Source organism: Pseudomonas syringae group sp. J309-1 (assembly GCF_032582135.1).
GTDB lineage: Bacteria > Pseudomonadota > Gammaproteobacteria > Pseudomonadales > Pseudomonadaceae > Aquipseudomonas > Aquipseudomonas quasicaspiana.
Genome location: NZ_JAWHNU010000028.1, coordinates 52801 through 69180, shown reverse-complemented (window position 1 = coordinate 69180; position 16380 = coordinate 52801). Strand labels below are relative to the sequence as shown.

The following is a 16380-nucleotide window of genomic DNA, read 5'->3' as shown; positions in this document are numbered from 1 at the left end:
GGGCTCTGATCGACGGAGCCCGTTTTTTATTCTCGGTGGACGGACAAGTCAATTCCTTAACTGACTGGCATTAGGGCAAGCCCGGCTCCCACAGAGTCTATGTAAATCCACAGATACAGCCGGTCAGACAGAAACACCGCCTCGCCGCCACAGTGGCTTAAAATTGCTCGTGTGTTAGCGCAGGCGGCAGAGGGTGTACCAGGCGCTTAACGACGATCCAGCCAGACGGTCTGCGCATTGCAGAATTCGCGCAGGCCGAAGTGCGACAGCTCGCGGCCAAACCCACTTTTCTTCACGCCACCAAAGCTTACCCTTGGATCGCTGCCGCTGTAGCCGTTGATGAATACGCCACCGGTTTCCAGTTCGTCAGCCATTTTGCGTGCCCGATCAACGTCGCGGGTATAGATAGTTGCGGTAAGACCGAACTCGCTGTCGTTGGCCAGTGCCAGGGCATGTTCGGCATCCCGCGCAGTAATGATTGAGGCAACCGGGCCGAATAACTCCTCCTTGAACGAGGTCATCTGGTCAGTGACATCGGCGAAAACCGTCGGCTCATAGAAATTGCCAGCGCTTTGGGCTTTCTTGCCGCCAAGCAACAACGTCGCGCCTTCTTTCAGCGTGGCTTGCACCTGGCCGTCCAGCTCATCTCGCAGATCGAAACGCGCCATCGGGCCGACGTAAGTGTCTGCCAGCAATGGATCACCGACCGAGAGCTGACGTGTTGCATCGACGAATTTGCGGGTGAATTCCTCGACCACCCCTTCTTCGATAATCAGGCGCTTGGCGGCTGCGCAGACTTGTCCGCTGTTCTGGAAGCGCCCGATTACTGCGGCTTTTACCGCTTCGTCCAGATTTGCATCGTTGAGCACGATAAACGGGTCGGAGCCGCCCAGCTCCAGCACGCATTTCTTCAGCGCCGCGCCAGCTTGCGCGCCGATCGCCATGCCAGCCCGCACGCTACCGGTCAGGGTCACCGCTGCAATGCGTGGATCGGCAATCGCCTTGGAAACGCCCTCTGGCGTCACGTTGATGACTTCAAAGACACCGTCGGTAAAACCCGCGCGCTTGAAGGCGTCCAGCATCAGATAAGCACTGCCCATCACATTGGGCGCGTGTTTCAGCACATAGGTATTACCCGCGAGCAGTACCGGAACCGCGCCACGCAGCACCTGCCAGACCGGGAAATTCCACGGCATTACCGCGAGGATCGGACCGAGCGGGCGGTATTCAATTTGCGCTTTGCCGCCTTCAACCAGCGTCGGTTCGGCGCTGAGCATGGCCGGGCCGTGTTCGGCGTACCACTCGCAGAGCTGCGCGCACTTTTCAATTTCGCCTCGGGCTTGGGTAATCGGCTTGCCCATTTCCTGAGTGATCATGTTCGCCATGTTGGCGGCGTTGTCCCGCAAGGCTTTGGCGAGCGCAATCATCAGTTGTGCGCGCTGAGTAACCGGGGTTTTACGCCAGGTAGCGAACCCAGTGGAAGCTCGGGACAAAGTGGCGTCCAGAGCGGAATCAGATTCAAAAGAATAATGGCCGATCTGTTCGCCGTTGGCGGGGTTGACCGAAATCGCATGGGAAACGCTGGAGATAGTAGTCATTGCACCGTCCTGCTGGGTGGGGAATGAGTTCAGGTTACGGCGTTGTTATTTTTATGAAAACTGAATAATACTGAGCATATCTTTCACGAAAGGAGAATGGCGTGGATCTGGTTCAGCTGGAAATGTTCAAGGCCGTTGCCGAGCAGGGCAGCATCAGCGCTGCGGCGCAGCACATTCATCGCGTGCCTTCCAACCTGACCACCCGGATCAAACAGCTGGAGCAGGATCTGGGCGTGGATCTGTTCATTCGGGAGAAAAGCAGGTTGCGTCTTTCCCCCGCAGGCTGGAGTTTTCTCGATTACGCCCGGCGCATTCTCGACCTGGTAGGAGAGGCCCGCGCCACGGTTGCCGGTGAAGAGCCTCAGGGATCATTTGCTCTTGGCTCGCTTGAGAGCACGGCGGCGGTGCGGATTCCCGAATTGCTCGCCGCCTACAATCAGCAGTACTCGAAGGTCGAACTGGATCTTTCCACCGGGCCGTCCGGAACCATGATCGACGCCGTACTGGCCGGTCGGCTGGTGGCGGCGTTTGTCGACGGCCCGGTTTTGCATCCCGCACTTGAAGGTGTGCCTGCGTTCGAGGAGGAGATGGTGCTGATTGCGCCGCTCAGCCATGCGCCGATCAGTCGAGCGCTGGATGTTAGCGGCGAGAATATTTATGCCTTCCGCTCCAACTGCTCCTACCGGCATCACTTCGAACAGTGGTTCGCCGCCGACGCGGCGGTGCCCGGCAAGATATTTGAAATGGAGTCGTATCACGGCATGCTGGCGTGTGTCAGCGCCGGTGCCGGTCTGGCACTCATGCCGCGCAGCATGTTGCAGAGCATGCCGGGCTGCACCACGGTCAGCGTATGGCCGATGGCAGAGGCGTTCCGCTTTTTGCGCACCTGGCTGGTGTGGCGCAAAGGCACAGTGTCCCGCAGCCTGACCATGTTTGTGCGCATGCTGGAGGAGCGGGGGGTGGTTTAGCCCTGCATCCTCGGCGTCCCTGGCACCGCGCTGTCGCCCAGCAAACATTGGTCCTGTAGGAGCTGCCGGAGGCTGCGAAGCATTTCTTCTGCTACAGCGCGATCGCAGCTTTCGGCAGCTCCTTGGATCCATGTTTGCCGTGGCAGGGACACAAGGCGATCTCCTGCAGCCCGTTGGTTGAATCCCGGTCAGCCGCAGAACTATTGCTCCCGACAATATTCACCATCACGACAGACAACTTCTGTTTCCTCCGCAAATCCGGAAAATGCCCTGCATTGAAGACCCTGCCCAATCGGCAGATTTTTTTCGTTCAGGATTTTGTCCATGCGCCTTTCTCTTGTTTGCACCGCCGCGGTTGCCGTTTCATTGCTGGCGGGTTGTACCACTGCTCCCAATCAGCCGACGCTGGTATTGCAGACGGCGAAGTCCCCTGAGCAGTACACAGACTGCCTGATGCCGAAATTGCAGGACCGCAAGTTCACGCCGACGCTCTCGCAAAGCCAGCGTCATTATCGGGTCGTGGTTTCCAGCGCTGTGGCGGCGGACAACGTGATCGAGGCATACAAAGCCCCGGCCGGCGGCAAAGTGTTTCTTTATGAGCGCCGATTGCTGGCTTCCAGCTTTACGCCTTCCAGTTTCGAACAGGCTGCTCAGGAGTGCTTGTAAGAGGCTGACGTCAGAATGATCAAACCCAGCTTTCGACCCACATCCACATCGGCATGGTTGCCGCTGATACCAGCGTCGACAGGCAAATGGCCGAGCTGGTTTTCCGTACGTCTTCTTGCGTCCGTGAGAAGCCCAGTACATTCAGTCCGCAAGGCGTCGCCGCCATCAGCATCAATACGGCCCGTGGTGTGCCGCTAATCCCCATAATCATGCAAGTCACCAGCACCAGTACCGGCATGATCAGGAGTTTGGCGACAGTAATCCCGACCGCTTCGATACTGGGCCGCAGACGGTAACCCGCGAGATTGCCGCCGAGCACGATCAAGGCGCAGGGCAATGCAGCCTGAGCCAGCCAGGTGGTCAAATGATCGGCCCATAGCGGCATTGTCAGGCCCGACAGGTTAAGCAGAACGCCGAGCAAGAGGCCGATGATCATCGGGTTGGCGAGGCTGCCAACCAGGGTCTTGAAACTGAAAGGCTCATCACCGGCAAGGCTGTTGTAAAGGCTCTGGAAGCTGAACAACAACAGGCTGTGCACCGCCAGAATGGTGAACAGCAGCACCAGACCGGGATTGCCGAACAGACTGGCAACCAGGGCAATACCCATCAACCCGTTATTACCAAACGCTGCGGTCAGGCCAAAAGGCGTCGGATGACCGATGCGCCAGTGAGCGACCAGATTCACCCCGGCAAAGATGATCAGCGCGGGTATGAAGTAGGCGGCGAGAATCGTCGTGTTCAAGCCGTCATGCAACGGGGCTTTGGCCATGCCGATGAACAGCACCATAGGCATGAACAGCTTGAAAGCCAGTTCGCCGAAGGCCTTGTTACTCTCCGCTGTCAGCGTGCCACGACGGCGTAGAAAATAGCCCAGAATAATCAACAGAAAGATCGGCAAGATAGCTTGCGGGACGGCCACGGCAGAAAGCTCCGGAAAAAAGTGCGGGCATTATTACTTCGTATGGTGTGATTTCCTACCTTGGGATTCCCTACCCCACGCCGTTGCGCAGCAGACGCGGGCTCCTACAAAGGGCTTTTTCCGCTCTGCGACTCTGCTGTGTCAGGTATGGCCCTGTTGGAACTTAAGACATGGACAGCCAACGGCAATTTTTCTTATTATAAAATAATATGTATATACAAATTTTATATTCCTTTTGATTCTATGCTTAAAACCACTTTCGCCCACTCAACTGCCGAGCCATTCCATGAGCAAGCTTGATCGACATATGCGCCTGGGCCTGTTCATTCAGGCCGCAGGTCATCATTCTGCGGGCTGGCGTTACCCTGGCGCCCAGGCAGGCAGCGAGAACTTCCCGCTGATCCGCCAACTGACCCTGGCCGCTGAACGAGCCAAATTCGACATGGTGTTCTTCGGCGACAAACTGGTCACCAATGGCAAGGAGCCCCCGTCGATGATCGTGCGCCTTGAGCCGGTAGCACTGCTCGGCGCACTGGCGTCCATCACCGAAAAAATCGGTTTGGCCGCCACGGCATCTACTACCTACAGCGAGCCGTACACCATCGCCCGACAGTTCGCCACGCTTGATCATCTGTCCGCAGGGCGGGCTGCCTGGAACGTAGTCACAACTGGTTATGACAGCGCCGCCAACTTCACCCGCGCCACCCATCCTGACCACGCTCAGCGCTACGCGGTCGCCGAAGAGTTTGTCGATGTGGTGCGTGGTCTGTGGGACAGCTGGGAAGATGATGCCTATGTACAAGACCCGGATACCGGCGTCTTTCTCGACCCGGCCAAGCTGCATGGGCTGGATCATAAAGGCGAGTTTTTCTCTATCGCCGGACCGTTGAACGTCACCCGTGGGCCGCAAGGTCATCCGGTATTGATTCAGGCCGGATCGTCGGGGCCGGGCATGGCATTGGCGGCGCGAATCGGCGAAGTGGTGTTCACCGCTCAGCAGGGCCTGGCCGAGGCCCAGGAATTTTATCGTGACCTCAAAGGCCAGGTCGTCGCTCAGGGCCGCAAACCGGAACATTGTCTGGTGATGCCGGGCGTTATGCCGATCCTTGGCGCAACGGCCGCCGAGGCGCAGGCGCGCTTTGATCAACTGCAAAGCTGGACCGATCAGGAAGCAGCGTTATTGATGGTCGCCGACCGTCTTGGCCACGATTTGTCCGGGTTCGATCTGGATCAGCCGCTGCCGGACTTGCCACTGCCGCAAAACATGAAAAGCCGTGCTCAGTTATTGCTGGACCTGTCCCATCGGGACGGGCTGACCCTGAGGCAGATCTGCAACCTGGCGGCCGGTGCCCGCGGCCACAAAATCATCGTCGGCACGCCACAAACCGTGGCCGATGAATTGATCGCCTGGTTTGAGGGGGAGGCTGCTGACGGCTTTAACCTTATGCCGGCTTACTTCCCTGAAGGCCTGAATCATTTCATCGACGGCGTGCTGCCGATCCTGCGCAAGCACAAGCTGTTCCGCGAGGAATACAGCGGCACAACGTTGCGCGAACACCTTGGCTTGCCCATTCCGGCCAATCGGCACGGGTAGCTTTCGAGGTCGAGTCTGATTCTGTAGGAGTCCGCGAGCTCTCATCAGATATGAAATAACTATCCGGCATGGGATGGTTTTCAGCTGTAGGAGCGCGCTTGCCCGCGATTGCATCGCGTCAGGCAACACATTTTTCGCTGACGCATCGCATCGCGAGCAAGCTCACTCCTGCACAGTCTGTACAGGACCGGGTTCATCTCGGAACATGCATATTCATGCCATATGCTGATATAAAAAAATAAATTAATAATAAATAATAATATTAGGTTAGATCGCATTGGCATTTCACAGGCCTGTGTTCAACGCTTATGTTCATGCTCAATCCGGCCTCATGGCCGTTAACCATGAACGGGTGGCCTTGCGCGCCACCCGCGTTCTAGCCACGAGGTTTTCATGACACAGACTGTAATTGCCACTCAGCATGACGAAGAGGTCAACGAGCTGCTGCGTCAGCGTTTGCCTGAGTACTCATTTGTGCCGGTTGGCACCGGTGCGCCGAGCTCTATTCCCGCCGAGGCGACTATTTTGCTGGCACGCCCGGTGTTCCGCGCGGGCAGTGGTGAGAAGCCGCCACGTCCAGAGGGCTGGCCGTTCAACCTGCAATGGATTCACCTGTCTTCTTCCGGCATTGATACCTACCCGGAATGGCTGTTTGAAGTGCCGCAGGTCACGTCGGCCCGTGGCACGTCTGCGGTGGCCGTAGCGGAGTTTGCGTTGGCGGCGATTCTTGCCAGTGCCAAGCGCTTTCCCGAGGTCTGGATCTCCGAAGCATCGCAGTGGCAGCGGCATTCTCTACAACTGGTCAGTGGCAGCGTGTTGGGAATTGTTGGCTTTGGCGCGATAGGCAGTGCGTTGGCGATTCGCGCACAAGCGTTGGGCGTGAAGGTGATCGCGACCAATCATTCAGGCAAGCCGTTTTATGTGCCGGGCGTTGAGCGTGCGAAGACTCTGCAGGCATTGTTTGCGGAGTCTGATCATGTGGTCGTCGCGGCCCCTGCTACGGAGGAGACGCGGCATCTGGTCAACGCCGAGTTGTTGAGTCACGCCAAGCCAGGTCTGCACCTGATCAACATCGCACGGGGCAGTCTGGTCGATGAGGAGGCATTGGTGGCTGCGCTGGATGCCGGGCAGTTGAGTCGGGCAACGCTGGATGTCGCCCAGAAGGAGCCATCTCCCGCCGACCATCCGTTCTACAGCCACCCGAAAATCCGCCTGTCGCCACACGTTTCCCCGGCTACCGGCGACCTGTGGGGTAATGTTGTCGACCAGTTCGTGAGCAACCTGCTGCGTTTCCACAAGGGCGACCCACTGGCTGAACGGGTGGATTTCAAGCGGGGGTATTGAGGCAAGCACGGTCCCTGTAGGAGCTCACCGAGGTTACGAGGCCAGCGATAACGGAGTGTCAGACAAACCGCCATCGCTGGCCTCGTAACCTCGGTGAGCTCCTACAGGGCCAGTGTTTTCTACAAACAGAATCGCATTCAATTTCAAACCGCGATCTGTACCTCGCGTTCACCCAGGGCTTCGCTGACCGCCTGTACGATCACCTCGGCTTCGGTGCGCACCAGCCAGTCCGGGCTGACTTCAGCAAAGATCACTTCGCCGTGCTGACCGATCACCACCACTGCCGGTTGCGGCAATTCCCAGGTGCCGGTGCCCGTGACTTCGCCAATACCGCCGCCACCTTTGCTCAAAGCCGCTTTGCGCGACGCTTCGTCGAAGCTGTAGAGAATGCCCAGTTGCCGCGCCAGGGTATTGTCCTTGTCGGTCGCGACCTGAAACTGCAAGTCATGACGCTGTTTGATCTCGATCAGCCGTTCCGGTACTTGCGGGCTGACGGCTACCAGCGGCACACCCAATGCCTGCAGTTTCGGGAACAACTGGCGCTGGTAGTAAGGCAGGGCAATGTTGCACGCCGGGCAGCCCGCAAAACGGAAGAAAATCAACACTGCGGAGCCATAGGCCGTGAGTTTTTCACGCGTCAGCGTACCGCCTTCGACGTTGAGCAACTGGAAGTCCGGGATCGGATCGCCGCGCTGCACAAAGCGCGCATGTTGCGCGGCATCCACAAGGGTCTGGCGCTGGTTGATATTGACCTGCAAGGCTTCCGGTGCCCAGTTGGCCAGGCGTTCGGCATGCAGGTCTGCCAACAGTTGATTCAGTGATTCGCTCATGGGTGAAGCTCCTGATGTCAGTTTACTGGGGAAGGGGTTTGCTTTTATGCATGACGGCTTCCTTGGGGCACGCAGATGTTGCTTGCGCGCACTTCTGCGGGAGGCATGGTTTGCCAGCGATAAGTTCACCGCGGTCTGAAGTGAACCGAGTCCAGCCTTATCGCCGGCAAGCCGTGCTCCCACGGGGAGTCACTTGGCTTGAATGTTTGGTTCATGCGTTGGCCGGACGCCGCACTCGATGCGGAATATCATCGTCGGCGATCAGCACGCGTTCCATGCGTCGCGGGTAGTCGCCGTAGTTGTAGACCGGGTAGTGCAGGGTGGAGCGGTTGTCCCAGAAGGCGATGGAGTGCTCGCGCCATTTGAAGCGCACGTGGTGTTCCGGCTTGTTGAATGCCTGAAGCAGGCGTTCGATCAGTCGCTTGCTGCGCTCAGGTTCCCAGCCGATCACTGAAGGGTTTTGCGAGAAGTTGATGAACAGGCTGTCTTCGCCGGTTTCCGGATGGGTACGCACCAGTGGATGCGCCAGGATCGGGTAGTCGTAGCCCACTGCATCCAGGGATTTTTTGAAGTCGTGGACGACAAACAGCGTGTCGATTTCTTCGCGCAGTTGATCCGGCAATGCCCGATACACCGCACCGGCGTCGGCCCAGACGGTATCGCCACCGACTTCCGGCAAGTCCACCGCCCGCAGTACCGCGCCAAACGTAGGCTTCAGTAACCAACTGGTGTCGGTGTGCCAACGTCCCGTGGTTTTCGGACCGTACAGCTCTCGTGCCTCTTGGGCCTGAATCAAGTGTGCGTAGGGTTTGCTGGTGTCGTTCTTTTGCGTGGTCGGGTGTTCGTACAGCTCGCCGAACTCCTTGGCAAAAGCGATCTGTTGCGCGCTGTCGATGTTCTGGTCGCGGAAGAAAATCACTTTGTGTTCCAGCAACAACGCGCGGATTTCATCGCGTTGTTGGGGCGAGATGGGCCGGGTCAGGTCCACTCCGGCAATCTCTGCACCGATGGTGGGCTCCAGTTCAGGGACCTGACTACTTGCAATGCAGGTTGTTGGCGAGAAGGGGATTGGACCTGCTGCTCAGGAATCGTGGACATGGCGGTGTCACTCTCTTTGTTGTTAAGGATTAACCTCCGCCTGGAGAGGGGTCGGGTAGGAATGCTGTTGTGCAGCTCGAGATATAAGCATAATGATTATTTTTAATATGCTATTTATTTATTATTAACATAGAACAAAAATGCATTAATTGATTTTAGAGGTGCAACAGGTTGCCGGTTTCAAGATCAGTAAATTTAATAATTAGCTTAGATTAAAATGTGCTTTTTAAATGGTTTCTTATGCGTTTAGGCTGCTCCCACATGTACCGCATCTGTCGGTCCCGCATTTTTATGGAGCAGCCCCATGAGCAATGTCAGTCCCTTGCCTCTACAGTCCCAACAGTCCGGTTCCGGCAGCGTCCGCGAGCGTGTATCGCCAGAAGAGTGGGAGGTACGGGTCAAGCTGGCGGCGGCTTATCGTCTGGCGGCGCAGAAACGCTGGACCGACCACATCTACACGCACTTTTCGGCGCGCGTGCCAGGCAAGGAAGAGCACTTCCTGATCAACGCTTTCGGCTTGCTGTTCGATGAAATCAGCGCGTCGAATCTGGTCAAGGTCGATCTCGACGGGACCATCGTCGACGACCCGACCGGCTTGGGCATCAACTACGCAGGTTATGTCATTCATAGCGCTATCCATGCTGCGCGCCACGATCTGGTGGCGGTGCTGCACACCCATACCCGCGATGGCATCGCTGTTTCAGCGCAAAAAGGCGGTTTGCTGCCGATCTCTCAACACTCACTGGGCTTTTCAGGGCGCATTGCTTATCACGGCTACGAAGGTGTGGCGCTGGACCTCGACGAGCGCGAAAGACTGGTGGAGGATCTGGGCGACAAGAGCGTGATGATCCTGCGTAACCACGGCCTGTTGACCGGCGGTGTCAGCGTTGAGCATGCGTTCCAGCAACTGCATCGTCTGGAATACGCCTGCAATATTCAGGTGGCGGCGCAATCGGCGGGCAATGACGAGCTGATCTATCCACCGGCTGAAGTCGTGGCCCGGGTTGAAGAGCAGGCCAAGGTTTTCGCAGATGGCCATGGCCCAGGCGTTGCCCGTCACTGGAATGCACTGATTCGTGAACTGGAGCGGACTGATACTTCTTATAAAGAGTGAGTTTCTGTTGCCGGTAGCCCCGGTCTCCATGGCACGACGCTACCTCGCGGCAAGCATTGGATTTGTAGGAGCTGCCGAAGGCTGCGATGGCGGTTTGTTTGGATGATCGTTTCGCAGCCTTCGGCAGCTCCTAAAGAAAATGCATTTCAATTCAATAATGTGCACTTTTTGATAGGTCCCGTTTGATAAGTCTCACGTCTCAGGAAGAAACCCATGTCCGAAAAAGCCCTTGATTCACAACATTCGGAAGGCGGTTTTCTGATCGTCGACAAGGCCCCGTCCGTCGCGACTTCAGCACGTCGGGAGCGCTGGAAAGCCCCCGATTTTGCTGTACGTCTGCTGAGCCCCATTGCCTTGCTGTTGATTTGGGAGTTGGCTTCACAACTCGGCCTGCTGCCCAGCCGGGTAATTGCCGCGCCGTCGCAAATCGGCGGGACGTTGTGGGCGATGATCGAGTCCGGCGAGTTGGGCACTCACTTGTGGGTGTCGCTGCAACGGGCGCTGCTGGGGTTGAGTATTGGTGTGATCATCGGCGTGGTGGCCGCGTTGATTACCGGCCTGTCGAAGAAAGGCGAGGTGATCCTCGACTCGCCCCTGCAGATGCTGCGCACCATTCCTTCGCTGGCGTTGGTGCCGTTGTTCATCCTCTGGTTCGGCATCGGCGAGTTCACCAAGATTGCGCTGATCGTCACCGGCACCACGTTTCCGGTTTACCTCAACCTGTACTCCGGTATTCGCAACATCGACCCCAAGCTGATTGAAGCGGCCAACACCCTGGGCCTCAATCGTCGCCAGTTGATCTGGCACGTGATCCTGCCCGGTTCGTTGCCATCGTTTTTCGTCGGCCTGCGTTACTCGCTGGGGATTTCCTGGCTGGCGCTGGTGTTCGTCGAACAGATCAACACCACCGCCGGTATCGGCTATCTGGCCAGTGATGCCAGGGACTTCATGCGTACCGACGTGATCGTTATTTGCCTGTTGATCTACAGCATTCTCGGGCTGGTCATCGACGCAATCATTCGCACGCTGGAGCGCTATGCGCTGGCCTGGCGTCCCACTTTCGCAAGGAATTGACCATGGCTGCTCTGGATGTTTTGCATTCCCATCAAACCCCTTTACCGGCGAAAGAGCCTGCGCCGGTACAACTGCGTAATGTGGTCCGTCAGTTCGGTCAGCAGAAGGTGATCAACGAGCTGAATCTGGACATCGCGCCGGGTGAGTTCGTCGCGTTGCTGGGGGCCAGTGGCTCGGGCAAAACTACCTTGTTACGGGCGCTGGCCGGGCTGGACTCCATCGACAGCGGTCAATTGCGGGTTCCCTTGGCACGGGCGGCGGTGTTTCAGGAGCCACGGTTGATGCCGTGGAAAAACGCCTGGAAAAACGTCGTGCTCGGTCTGGATATCAAAAATCCACATGCCCGAGCCCTCGAGGCGCTGAATGAGGTGGGGCTGGCCCATCGGATCAATGCTTATCCGGCGACCCTATCAGGTGGTGAAGCTCAGCGGGTTGCACTGGCCCGGGGGCTGGTGCGCGAGCCCAGGTTGCTGTTGCTCGATGAACCGTTCGCCGCGCTGGATGCGCTGACCCGGATCCGCATGCATCAACTGATCATTGAGCTATGGCGCAAACACACCCCGGCGGTGTTATTGGTGACCCACGATGTGGACGAAGCCATCCTGCTGGCGGACCGGGTTATCGTGCTGGAGCAGGGCAAGATCGCTGATGAAGTGCGTATTGATCTGCCACGCCAGCGCAGCACCGGGCAGACGGGGTTTCAGGCGATTCGCACGCGATTGCTGGGCTTGCTGGGCGTCGATAGCGCGGCGGTTCATGACGCGGTAGAAGCGCCCGCGGTGCAGGATAATCTGCGCCGGTTTGCGAATGTCCGGTGAGCCTTTCAATGCTGGATTTGTGAATGAAAACCCTTTGTATGTGGGCTATTTTTGACTGCAAACACAAATCCTGTGGGAGCGAATTCATTCGCGAAGGGGCCGGTAAATCCACAGCCTTTGTATCGTCTGAAATACCGCCTTCCCGAATGAATTCGGTCCCACAGGTTTTGCACAGGCTTGCAACAGGGTGGTGTTAGCTCAATCTCAAATCACATGCGCCTGCTGCAACTCTGTCAGCGATAGCGCTTTGAGGTTCGCCAACACGGCATCCCGCCGATCCCTCGGGTGAGCCAGTTCAACGGCCAGCTCCTGACGAATATTGCCCGGCCGGTTGCCCATCACCAGAACCCGATCACTCAGGTACAGCGCTTCATCCACGTCATGGGTCACCAGCAACAGGGCGATGGCGTGCCGTTGGGCGAGCTGCAGCAGCAAATCCTGCAGCTTCATCCGGGTAAAAGCGTCCACCGCGCTGAACGGCTCGTCCAGCAGCAGGACTTTGGGATGCGAGTACAGCCCGCGTGCAATGGCCACGCGTTGCGCCATGCCACCGGACAGCGCCTTGGGCAGTGCATCGGCAAACCCGGTCAATCCGACTTCTTCGATCAGCCGGGTGACCCAGGCCTTGTCGTAATGCTTGTCGTCGCTGAAACCGATGTTCTGCTCCACCGTCAGCCACGGCATCAGGCGCGGTTCCTGAAACACAAACGCCACTTCGTCGGCGGTGCGGTTCAACTCGCCCTGATAGTCTTTTTCCAGCCCGGCGACGATCCGTAAAAGTGTGCTCTTGCCGCAGCCACTGGGTCCCAGCAAGCTGATGACTTCACGGTCGTGTAGTTTTACATGCACGTTGTGCAGCACGGTGGTGCTGCCGAACGACTTGCGGTGCACGTTGATATCCAACAGGACTTCGCTCATCTCTATTCTCCTGTGCCCTGGCCACTGAACGTGTCGCGCCAGGCCAGAAAGCGCTTTTCCAGACCGGCCAAAATGCCGTCACTGATTTTGCCGAGCACCGCCAATACGATAATGGCTGCCAGCACGATGTCAGGCCGCGAGGTTTCCCGTCCGTCACTGAGCAGATAGCCCAGGCCTTTAGTGGCCGCGATCAGCTCTGCGGCGACGAGAAACATCCATGCCAGGCTCATGCCGCTGCGCAAGCCGGTGAACAGACCGGGCAGGGCGGCGGGTAACAGAATGCGGCGGGTCAGACGGCCACGGCTGAAGCCATACATCTGGCCGACTTCCACCAGTTTGCGGTCGATATTACGAATCGCCGCCACGCCGTTGAGGTACACCGGAAAGAACGCGCCGATTGCGATCAGGACAATTTTCGAGGTCTCGTCGATGCCCAGCCATAACAGCAGCAGCGGCACCCAGGCCAGGCTGGGGATCGAGCGCAGACCCGCGAACGTCGGTTCCAGATAGGCTTCGGCTTCACGGCTCAGGCCGACCCAGGCAGCGAAAATCAATGCCAGGCTGGTGCCGATTGCGAAGCCGATCAACACCCGCAACAGGCTGGCGCTGATGTGTTTCCACAATGGTCCGTCAGCGAGGTCGCCAAGGGTCAAAGCGATCTCGCTGGGCGCCGGCATCTGATAAGAGGGCAGCCAGCCGATGCGCACGATGATCTCCAGAAATACGATGATCAGTAGCGGCAGCACCAGGCCCTTGCTACGCCGCTTCCATGCAGCGCCGGATGACGGAGTGGGTAGCGCGAGCGGCGCTGGCAGGTCTTTGCTTTTGCTGTTCATGGGGGTTCTCTAGCTAAACATAACCATCTGAACTGGAATGCATTCCCCCTGTGGGAGCCGGGCTTGCCCGCGATAAGGCTGGACGCGATTCACTTTAGATCGCGTCCAGCCTTATCGCGGGCAAGCCCGGCTCCCACAAGGGGAATGAAGCAGCTCTGGGTTTTACTTACTCGCCGTCAAGGTCTTGCTGAAAGCAGGATCGATCAGTTGATCAATAACCTGGTCAACATTGACGCCACGGCGAACCAGTTCCTCTGATACCAGAATCGGCGCTGCGCCCTTGGACGAAGCGACGTCCTTGCCACTCAATTGCGGAGTGCTCAGGTCGGTGCGGGTCAATTGCAGCTTGGCAACGTCCAGCGGCAGGCCGGACTCCTTGGCCAGTAACTCAGCCAGTTCATCCGGGTGCTTGACCGACCATTCGCGGGCTTTTTCGTAGGCACTCAGCACGGTTTCGATGGTCTGCGGATGTTCCTTGGCAAACTTCTCGGTGACGCTCAGCACGCCATAGCTGTTGAAGTCCTTGTTGCGGTACAGCAGGCGCGAACCGGCCTGGACTTCGCTGGCAGCCATGTGTGGATCAAGACCGGCCCATGCGTCCACATCACCTTTCTCCAGTGCGGTACGGCCATCCGGATGCTGCAAGTGCACCAGTTCCACGTCGTCTTTTTTCAGACCCGCCTGCTGCAGGGCGCGCAAGGTGAACAGGTACGGATCGGTGCCTTTGGTGGCGGCGATTTTCTTGCCTTTAAGATCGGCGATGGTCTTGTACGGCGAATCCTTGCGTACCAGCAATGCGGTCCATTCGGCGCGGCTGTAGACATAAACTGACTTGATCGGGCTGCCGTTGGCGCGGCTGAGCACGGCGGCCAGACTGGCCGAGGACGCGAAGTCGACGCCACCGCTGTTCAGGTATTCCAGCGAGCGGTTACTGCCCTGGCTCAACACCCAACCCACTTTGCTGTCAGGCAGGGCTTTTTCCAGCCAGCCGAAATGCTTGAGCACCAGGCTCACTGGCGAGTAATAGGCGTAATCCAGCTTCACTTCCGCCGGAGCGGTTTCTGCTGCGAAGGCTAAGGGATTCATGCCGAGAGCCAGCACACCGGCGCCGATCAACAGCTTCACGCGAGTAAAGGAAAACAGGGTTTTAGCGTTCATTTGGAACAGCTCCAGGCAAGGCGATGGCAGAGTTTTTTCTTATTCACAAAAATGGCAGTCAGCTGATCGGCTTCCTGCTTAAAAGGAATATTGCAGGCTCTGTGCCAAAGGGGCGGGAGTTGAAATACAGGGGCTGGGAAGGGACGCAGCACGGGTTTGCTGTCGGTGGAGGAACAGTCTGTTGGGCGACTGTTGCTGGGGCAACATTTTGCGGTGGTGAAGGACGATGGCCATTTTGGCTGTCATGCATTTTCTGCAGGGGCTGCTGTGTCCATGGCACTGCGCTGTTTTGCAGCAAACAGGGCCTGTAGGAGCGCGCTTGCCCGCGATAGCTTTACCACATTCGATACATTACTGGCCGTGGTGACGCTATCGCGGGCAAGCGCGCTCCTACAGATAAAAAGCATTCCAATCAGTGTGTTGGGTATTTAAGGCTTCCAGATCTCCACATCCTTGGCATCCACTGCTTTTGGCAGCAATCCTGCTGCAAAGAACGCGTCGGCGATTTTCTGTTGTTCGCCCAGTTGATCCGTTTTCACCGGGCGCACTTCATACGTGCGGTGGCTGTTGGCGATTTCTACCGTGGCCGGATCAAGGTTGCCCCACAGCGGGCCGAGCAGGGCAGCGGCTTCTTTCGGGTTGCCTTTGACCCAATGACCGGCTTTCTGCAATTGATCGAATACCAGCTTGAGCACCTCCGGATGGGCCTTTGCGTACGGCGTGCTGGTCAGGTAGTAGCGCTTGTAACTGGCCAGGCCGGTGCCGTCCGCCAGGGTGCGGGTGGGCAACTGGCGCTGCACGCTTGTCAGGAAGGGTTCCCAGGTCACCCAGGCATCAACCTTGTTGTTTTCGAACGCGGCACGGCCATCTGCAGGCGTCAGGTAAGCAGGCTGGATGTCGGAGAACTTCAAGCCGCCTTTGGCTAGCGCAGCGATCAGCAAATAGTGAGTACCGGCAGCTTTGGTCACGGCGACTTTCTTGCCTTTCAGGTCGGCCAGTTCCTTGATGGGCGAATCCTTGGGCACCACGATCGCCTGGGCGGAGGGCGATGGCGTCTCTTCGGCGAAGTAGGTCAGTCGGGCCTGAGCTGCCTGAGCAAAGATCGGCACGGTATCGGCGACATCGGCGCTGATATCGACGTTGCCGATATTCAACGATTCCAGTAACGGCAAACCGCTGGGGAATTCATGCCAGCTGACATCGATGTTTGCATCGTTCAGGGCCTTTTCCAGCGTGCCCTGGGTTTTCAATACGGTGATCAGCGTTGAGGACTTCTGATAACCGATACGCACGGTTTCACGGGCTTGGGCAGGCAGCATCAGCGTCCATGCGGCAGCAATGGCCAGACCAGCGAGCAGCGGGCGACGCAGGCGAAAACTCAATGACGTTTTTGACATGGCACTCTCAAGACAGGCGTGTGCAGACGAAGAAGAGGGCGCAATGGC

The 16380-nt window shown here is 57.8% G+C and carries 15 protein-coding genes; 7 read left to right on the top strand and 8 right to left on the bottom strand.

The window, feature by feature from the left end:
* Positions 1-206: 206 nt before the first annotated feature.
* Positions 207-1598 (bottom strand): aldehyde dehydrogenase family protein, encoded by a 1392-nt coding sequence (locus tag RX972_RS16320; RefSeq protein WP_316876921.1) that lies wholly within the window; start codon positions 1596-1598, stop codon positions 207-209.
* A gap of 101 nt (positions 1599-1699) precedes the next feature.
* On the opposite strand from RX972_RS16320, the gene ptrR reads away from it, so the two are divergent.
* Both ptrR and RX972_RS16310 read left to right on the top strand, forming a co-directional pair.
* Positions 1700-2566, top strand: coding sequence for a putrescine utilization regulator PtrR (ptrR, locus tag RX972_RS16315; protein WP_027899167.1), 867 nt, complete (start codon positions 1700-1702; stop codon positions 2564-2566).
* A 324-nt stretch (positions 2567-2890) separates the two neighbouring features.
* Positions 2891-3232: a hypothetical protein gene (locus RX972_RS16310; protein ID WP_263267551.1), complete on the top strand. Its 342-nt coding sequence runs from the start codon at positions 2891-2893 to the stop codon at positions 3230-3232.
* 19 nt (positions 3233-3251) lie between these two features.
* On the opposite strand, the gene RX972_RS16305 is transcribed toward RX972_RS16310, so the two are convergent.
* Positions 3252-4151 (bottom strand): AEC family transporter, encoded by a 900-nt coding sequence (locus RX972_RS16305; RefSeq protein WP_316876916.1) that lies wholly within the window; start codon positions 4149-4151, stop codon positions 3252-3254.
* 286 nt (positions 4152-4437) lie between these two features.
* Between RX972_RS16305 and RX972_RS16300 the strand changes: the two genes are divergently transcribed.
* The gene (locus RX972_RS16300; RefSeq protein WP_316876913.1) at positions 4438-5745 is read left to right on the top strand and encodes an LLM class flavin-dependent oxidoreductase; all 1308 of its coding nucleotides are present in this window, start codon (positions 4438-4440) and stop codon (positions 5743-5745) included.
* 393 nt (positions 5746-6138) lie between these two features.
* Positions 6139-7089 carry a D-isomer specific 2-hydroxyacid dehydrogenase family protein gene (locus RX972_RS16295; RefSeq protein WP_231676648.1) on the top strand — a complete coding sequence of 317 codons (951 nt, stop codon included), beginning with the start codon at positions 6139-6141 and terminating at the stop codon, positions 7087-7089.
* Positions 7090-7232: 143 nt separating this feature from the next.
* On the opposite strand, the gene RX972_RS16290 is transcribed toward RX972_RS16295, so the two are convergent.
* Both RX972_RS16290 and RX972_RS16285 read right to left on the bottom strand, forming a co-directional pair.
* On the bottom strand, positions 7233-7919 hold the full coding sequence (locus RX972_RS16290; protein WP_316876910.1) for a peroxiredoxin-like family protein: 687 nt from the start codon (positions 7917-7919) through the stop codon (positions 7233-7235).
* A 211-nt stretch (positions 7920-8130) separates the two neighbouring features.
* Positions 8131-8940, bottom strand: coding sequence for a TauD/TfdA dioxygenase family protein (locus RX972_RS16285; RefSeq protein ID WP_410478238.1), 810 nt, complete (start codon positions 8938-8940; stop codon positions 8131-8133).
* Positions 8941-9321: 381 nt separating this feature from the next.
* On the opposite strand from RX972_RS16285, the gene RX972_RS16280 reads away from it, so the two are divergent.
* The 3 genes from RX972_RS16280 to RX972_RS16270 all read left to right on the top strand — a co-directional run bounded on the left by RX972_RS16280 (position 9322) and on the right by RX972_RS16270 (position 12023).
* Positions 9322-10131, top strand: coding sequence for a class II aldolase/adducin family protein (locus RX972_RS16280; RefSeq protein WP_316876906.1), 810 nt, complete (start codon positions 9322-9324; stop codon positions 10129-10131).
* A 213-nt stretch (positions 10132-10344) separates the two neighbouring features.
* Positions 10345-11205: an ABC transporter permease gene (locus RX972_RS16275; RefSeq protein WP_099271072.1), complete on the top strand. Its 861-nt coding sequence runs from the start codon at positions 10345-10347 to the stop codon at positions 11203-11205.
* Positions 11206-11207: 2 nt separating this feature from the next.
* Positions 11208-12023 (top strand): ABC transporter ATP-binding protein, encoded by an 816-nt coding sequence (locus tag RX972_RS16270; RefSeq protein ID WP_316876901.1) that lies wholly within the window; start codon positions 11208-11210, stop codon positions 12021-12023.
* Between the two features lie 204 nt (positions 12024-12227).
* Here the strand turns inward: RX972_RS16270 and RX972_RS16265 are convergent, their stop codons facing one another.
* The 4 genes from RX972_RS16265 to RX972_RS16250 form a co-directional block, all read right to left on the bottom strand.
* Positions 12228-12941: an ABC transporter ATP-binding protein gene (locus RX972_RS16265; protein ID WP_122708853.1), complete on the bottom strand. Its 714-nt coding sequence runs from the start codon at positions 12939-12941 to the stop codon at positions 12228-12230.
* A gap of 2 nt (positions 12942-12943) precedes the next feature.
* Entirely contained in the window at positions 12944-13777 is an 834-nt protein-coding gene (locus tag RX972_RS16260; protein WP_122808491.1) for an ABC transporter permease, read from the bottom strand.
* A gap of 162 nt (positions 13778-13939) precedes the next feature.
* Complete coding sequence (locus RX972_RS16255) at positions 13940-14863, bottom strand: aliphatic sulfonate ABC transporter substrate-binding protein (protein WP_231667651.1); 924 nt, start codon at positions 14861-14863, stop codon at positions 13940-13942.
* Positions 14864-15363: 500 nt separating this feature from the next.
* A complete protein-coding gene (locus RX972_RS16250; protein ID WP_316876896.1) occupies positions 15364-16332 on the bottom strand; it encodes an aliphatic sulfonate ABC transporter substrate-binding protein in 969 nt (322 codons plus the stop codon).
* Between the last annotated feature and the right edge of the window lie 48 nt (positions 16333-16380).

What these genes read in the sequence shown, in the direction of transcription:
- RX972_RS16320 (WP_316876921.1), bottom strand. Translation starts at nt 1,598, where the DNA reads ATGACTACTATCTCCAGCGTTTCCCATGCGATTTCGGTCAACCCCGCC.
- RX972_RS16310 (WP_263267551.1), top strand. Translation starts at nt 2,891, where the DNA reads ATGCGCCTTTCTCTTGTTTGCACCGCCGCGGTTGCCGTTTCATTGCTG.
- RX972_RS16300 (WP_316876913.1), top strand. Translation starts at nt 4,438, where the DNA reads ATGAGCAAGCTTGATCGACATATGCGCCTGGGCCTGTTCATTCAGGCC.
- RX972_RS16295 (WP_231676648.1), top strand. Translation starts at nt 6,139, where the DNA reads ATGACACAGACTGTAATTGCCACTCAGCATGACGAAGAGGTCAACGAG.
- RX972_RS16290 (WP_316876910.1), bottom strand. Translation starts at nt 7,919, where the DNA reads ATGAGCGAATCACTGAATCAACTGTTGGCAGACCTGCATGCCGAACGC.
- RX972_RS16280 (WP_316876906.1), top strand. Translation starts at nt 9,322, where the DNA reads ATGAGCAATGTCAGTCCCTTGCCTCTACAGTCCCAACAGTCCGGTTCC.
- RX972_RS16275 (WP_099271072.1), top strand. Translation starts at nt 10,345, where the DNA reads ATGTCCGAAAAAGCCCTTGATTCACAACATTCGGAAGGCGGTTTTCTG.
- RX972_RS16270 (WP_316876901.1), top strand. Translation starts at nt 11,208, where the DNA reads ATGGCTGCTCTGGATGTTTTGCATTCCCATCAAACCCCTTTACCGGCG.
- RX972_RS16265 (WP_122708853.1), bottom strand. Translation starts at nt 12,941, where the DNA reads ATGAGCGAAGTCCTGTTGGATATCAACGTGCACCGCAAGTCGTTCGGC.
- RX972_RS16260 (WP_122808491.1), bottom strand. Translation starts at nt 13,777, where the DNA reads ATGAACAGCAAAAGCAAAGACCTGCCAGCGCCGCTCGCGCTACCCACT.
- RX972_RS16255 (WP_231667651.1), bottom strand. Translation starts at nt 14,863, where the DNA reads ATGAATCCCTTAGCCTTCGCAGCAGAAACCGCTCCGGCGGAAGTGAAG.
- RX972_RS16250 (WP_316876896.1), bottom strand. Translation starts at nt 16,332, where the DNA reads ATGTCAAAAACGTCATTGAGTTTTCGCCTGCGTCGCCCGCTGCTCGCT.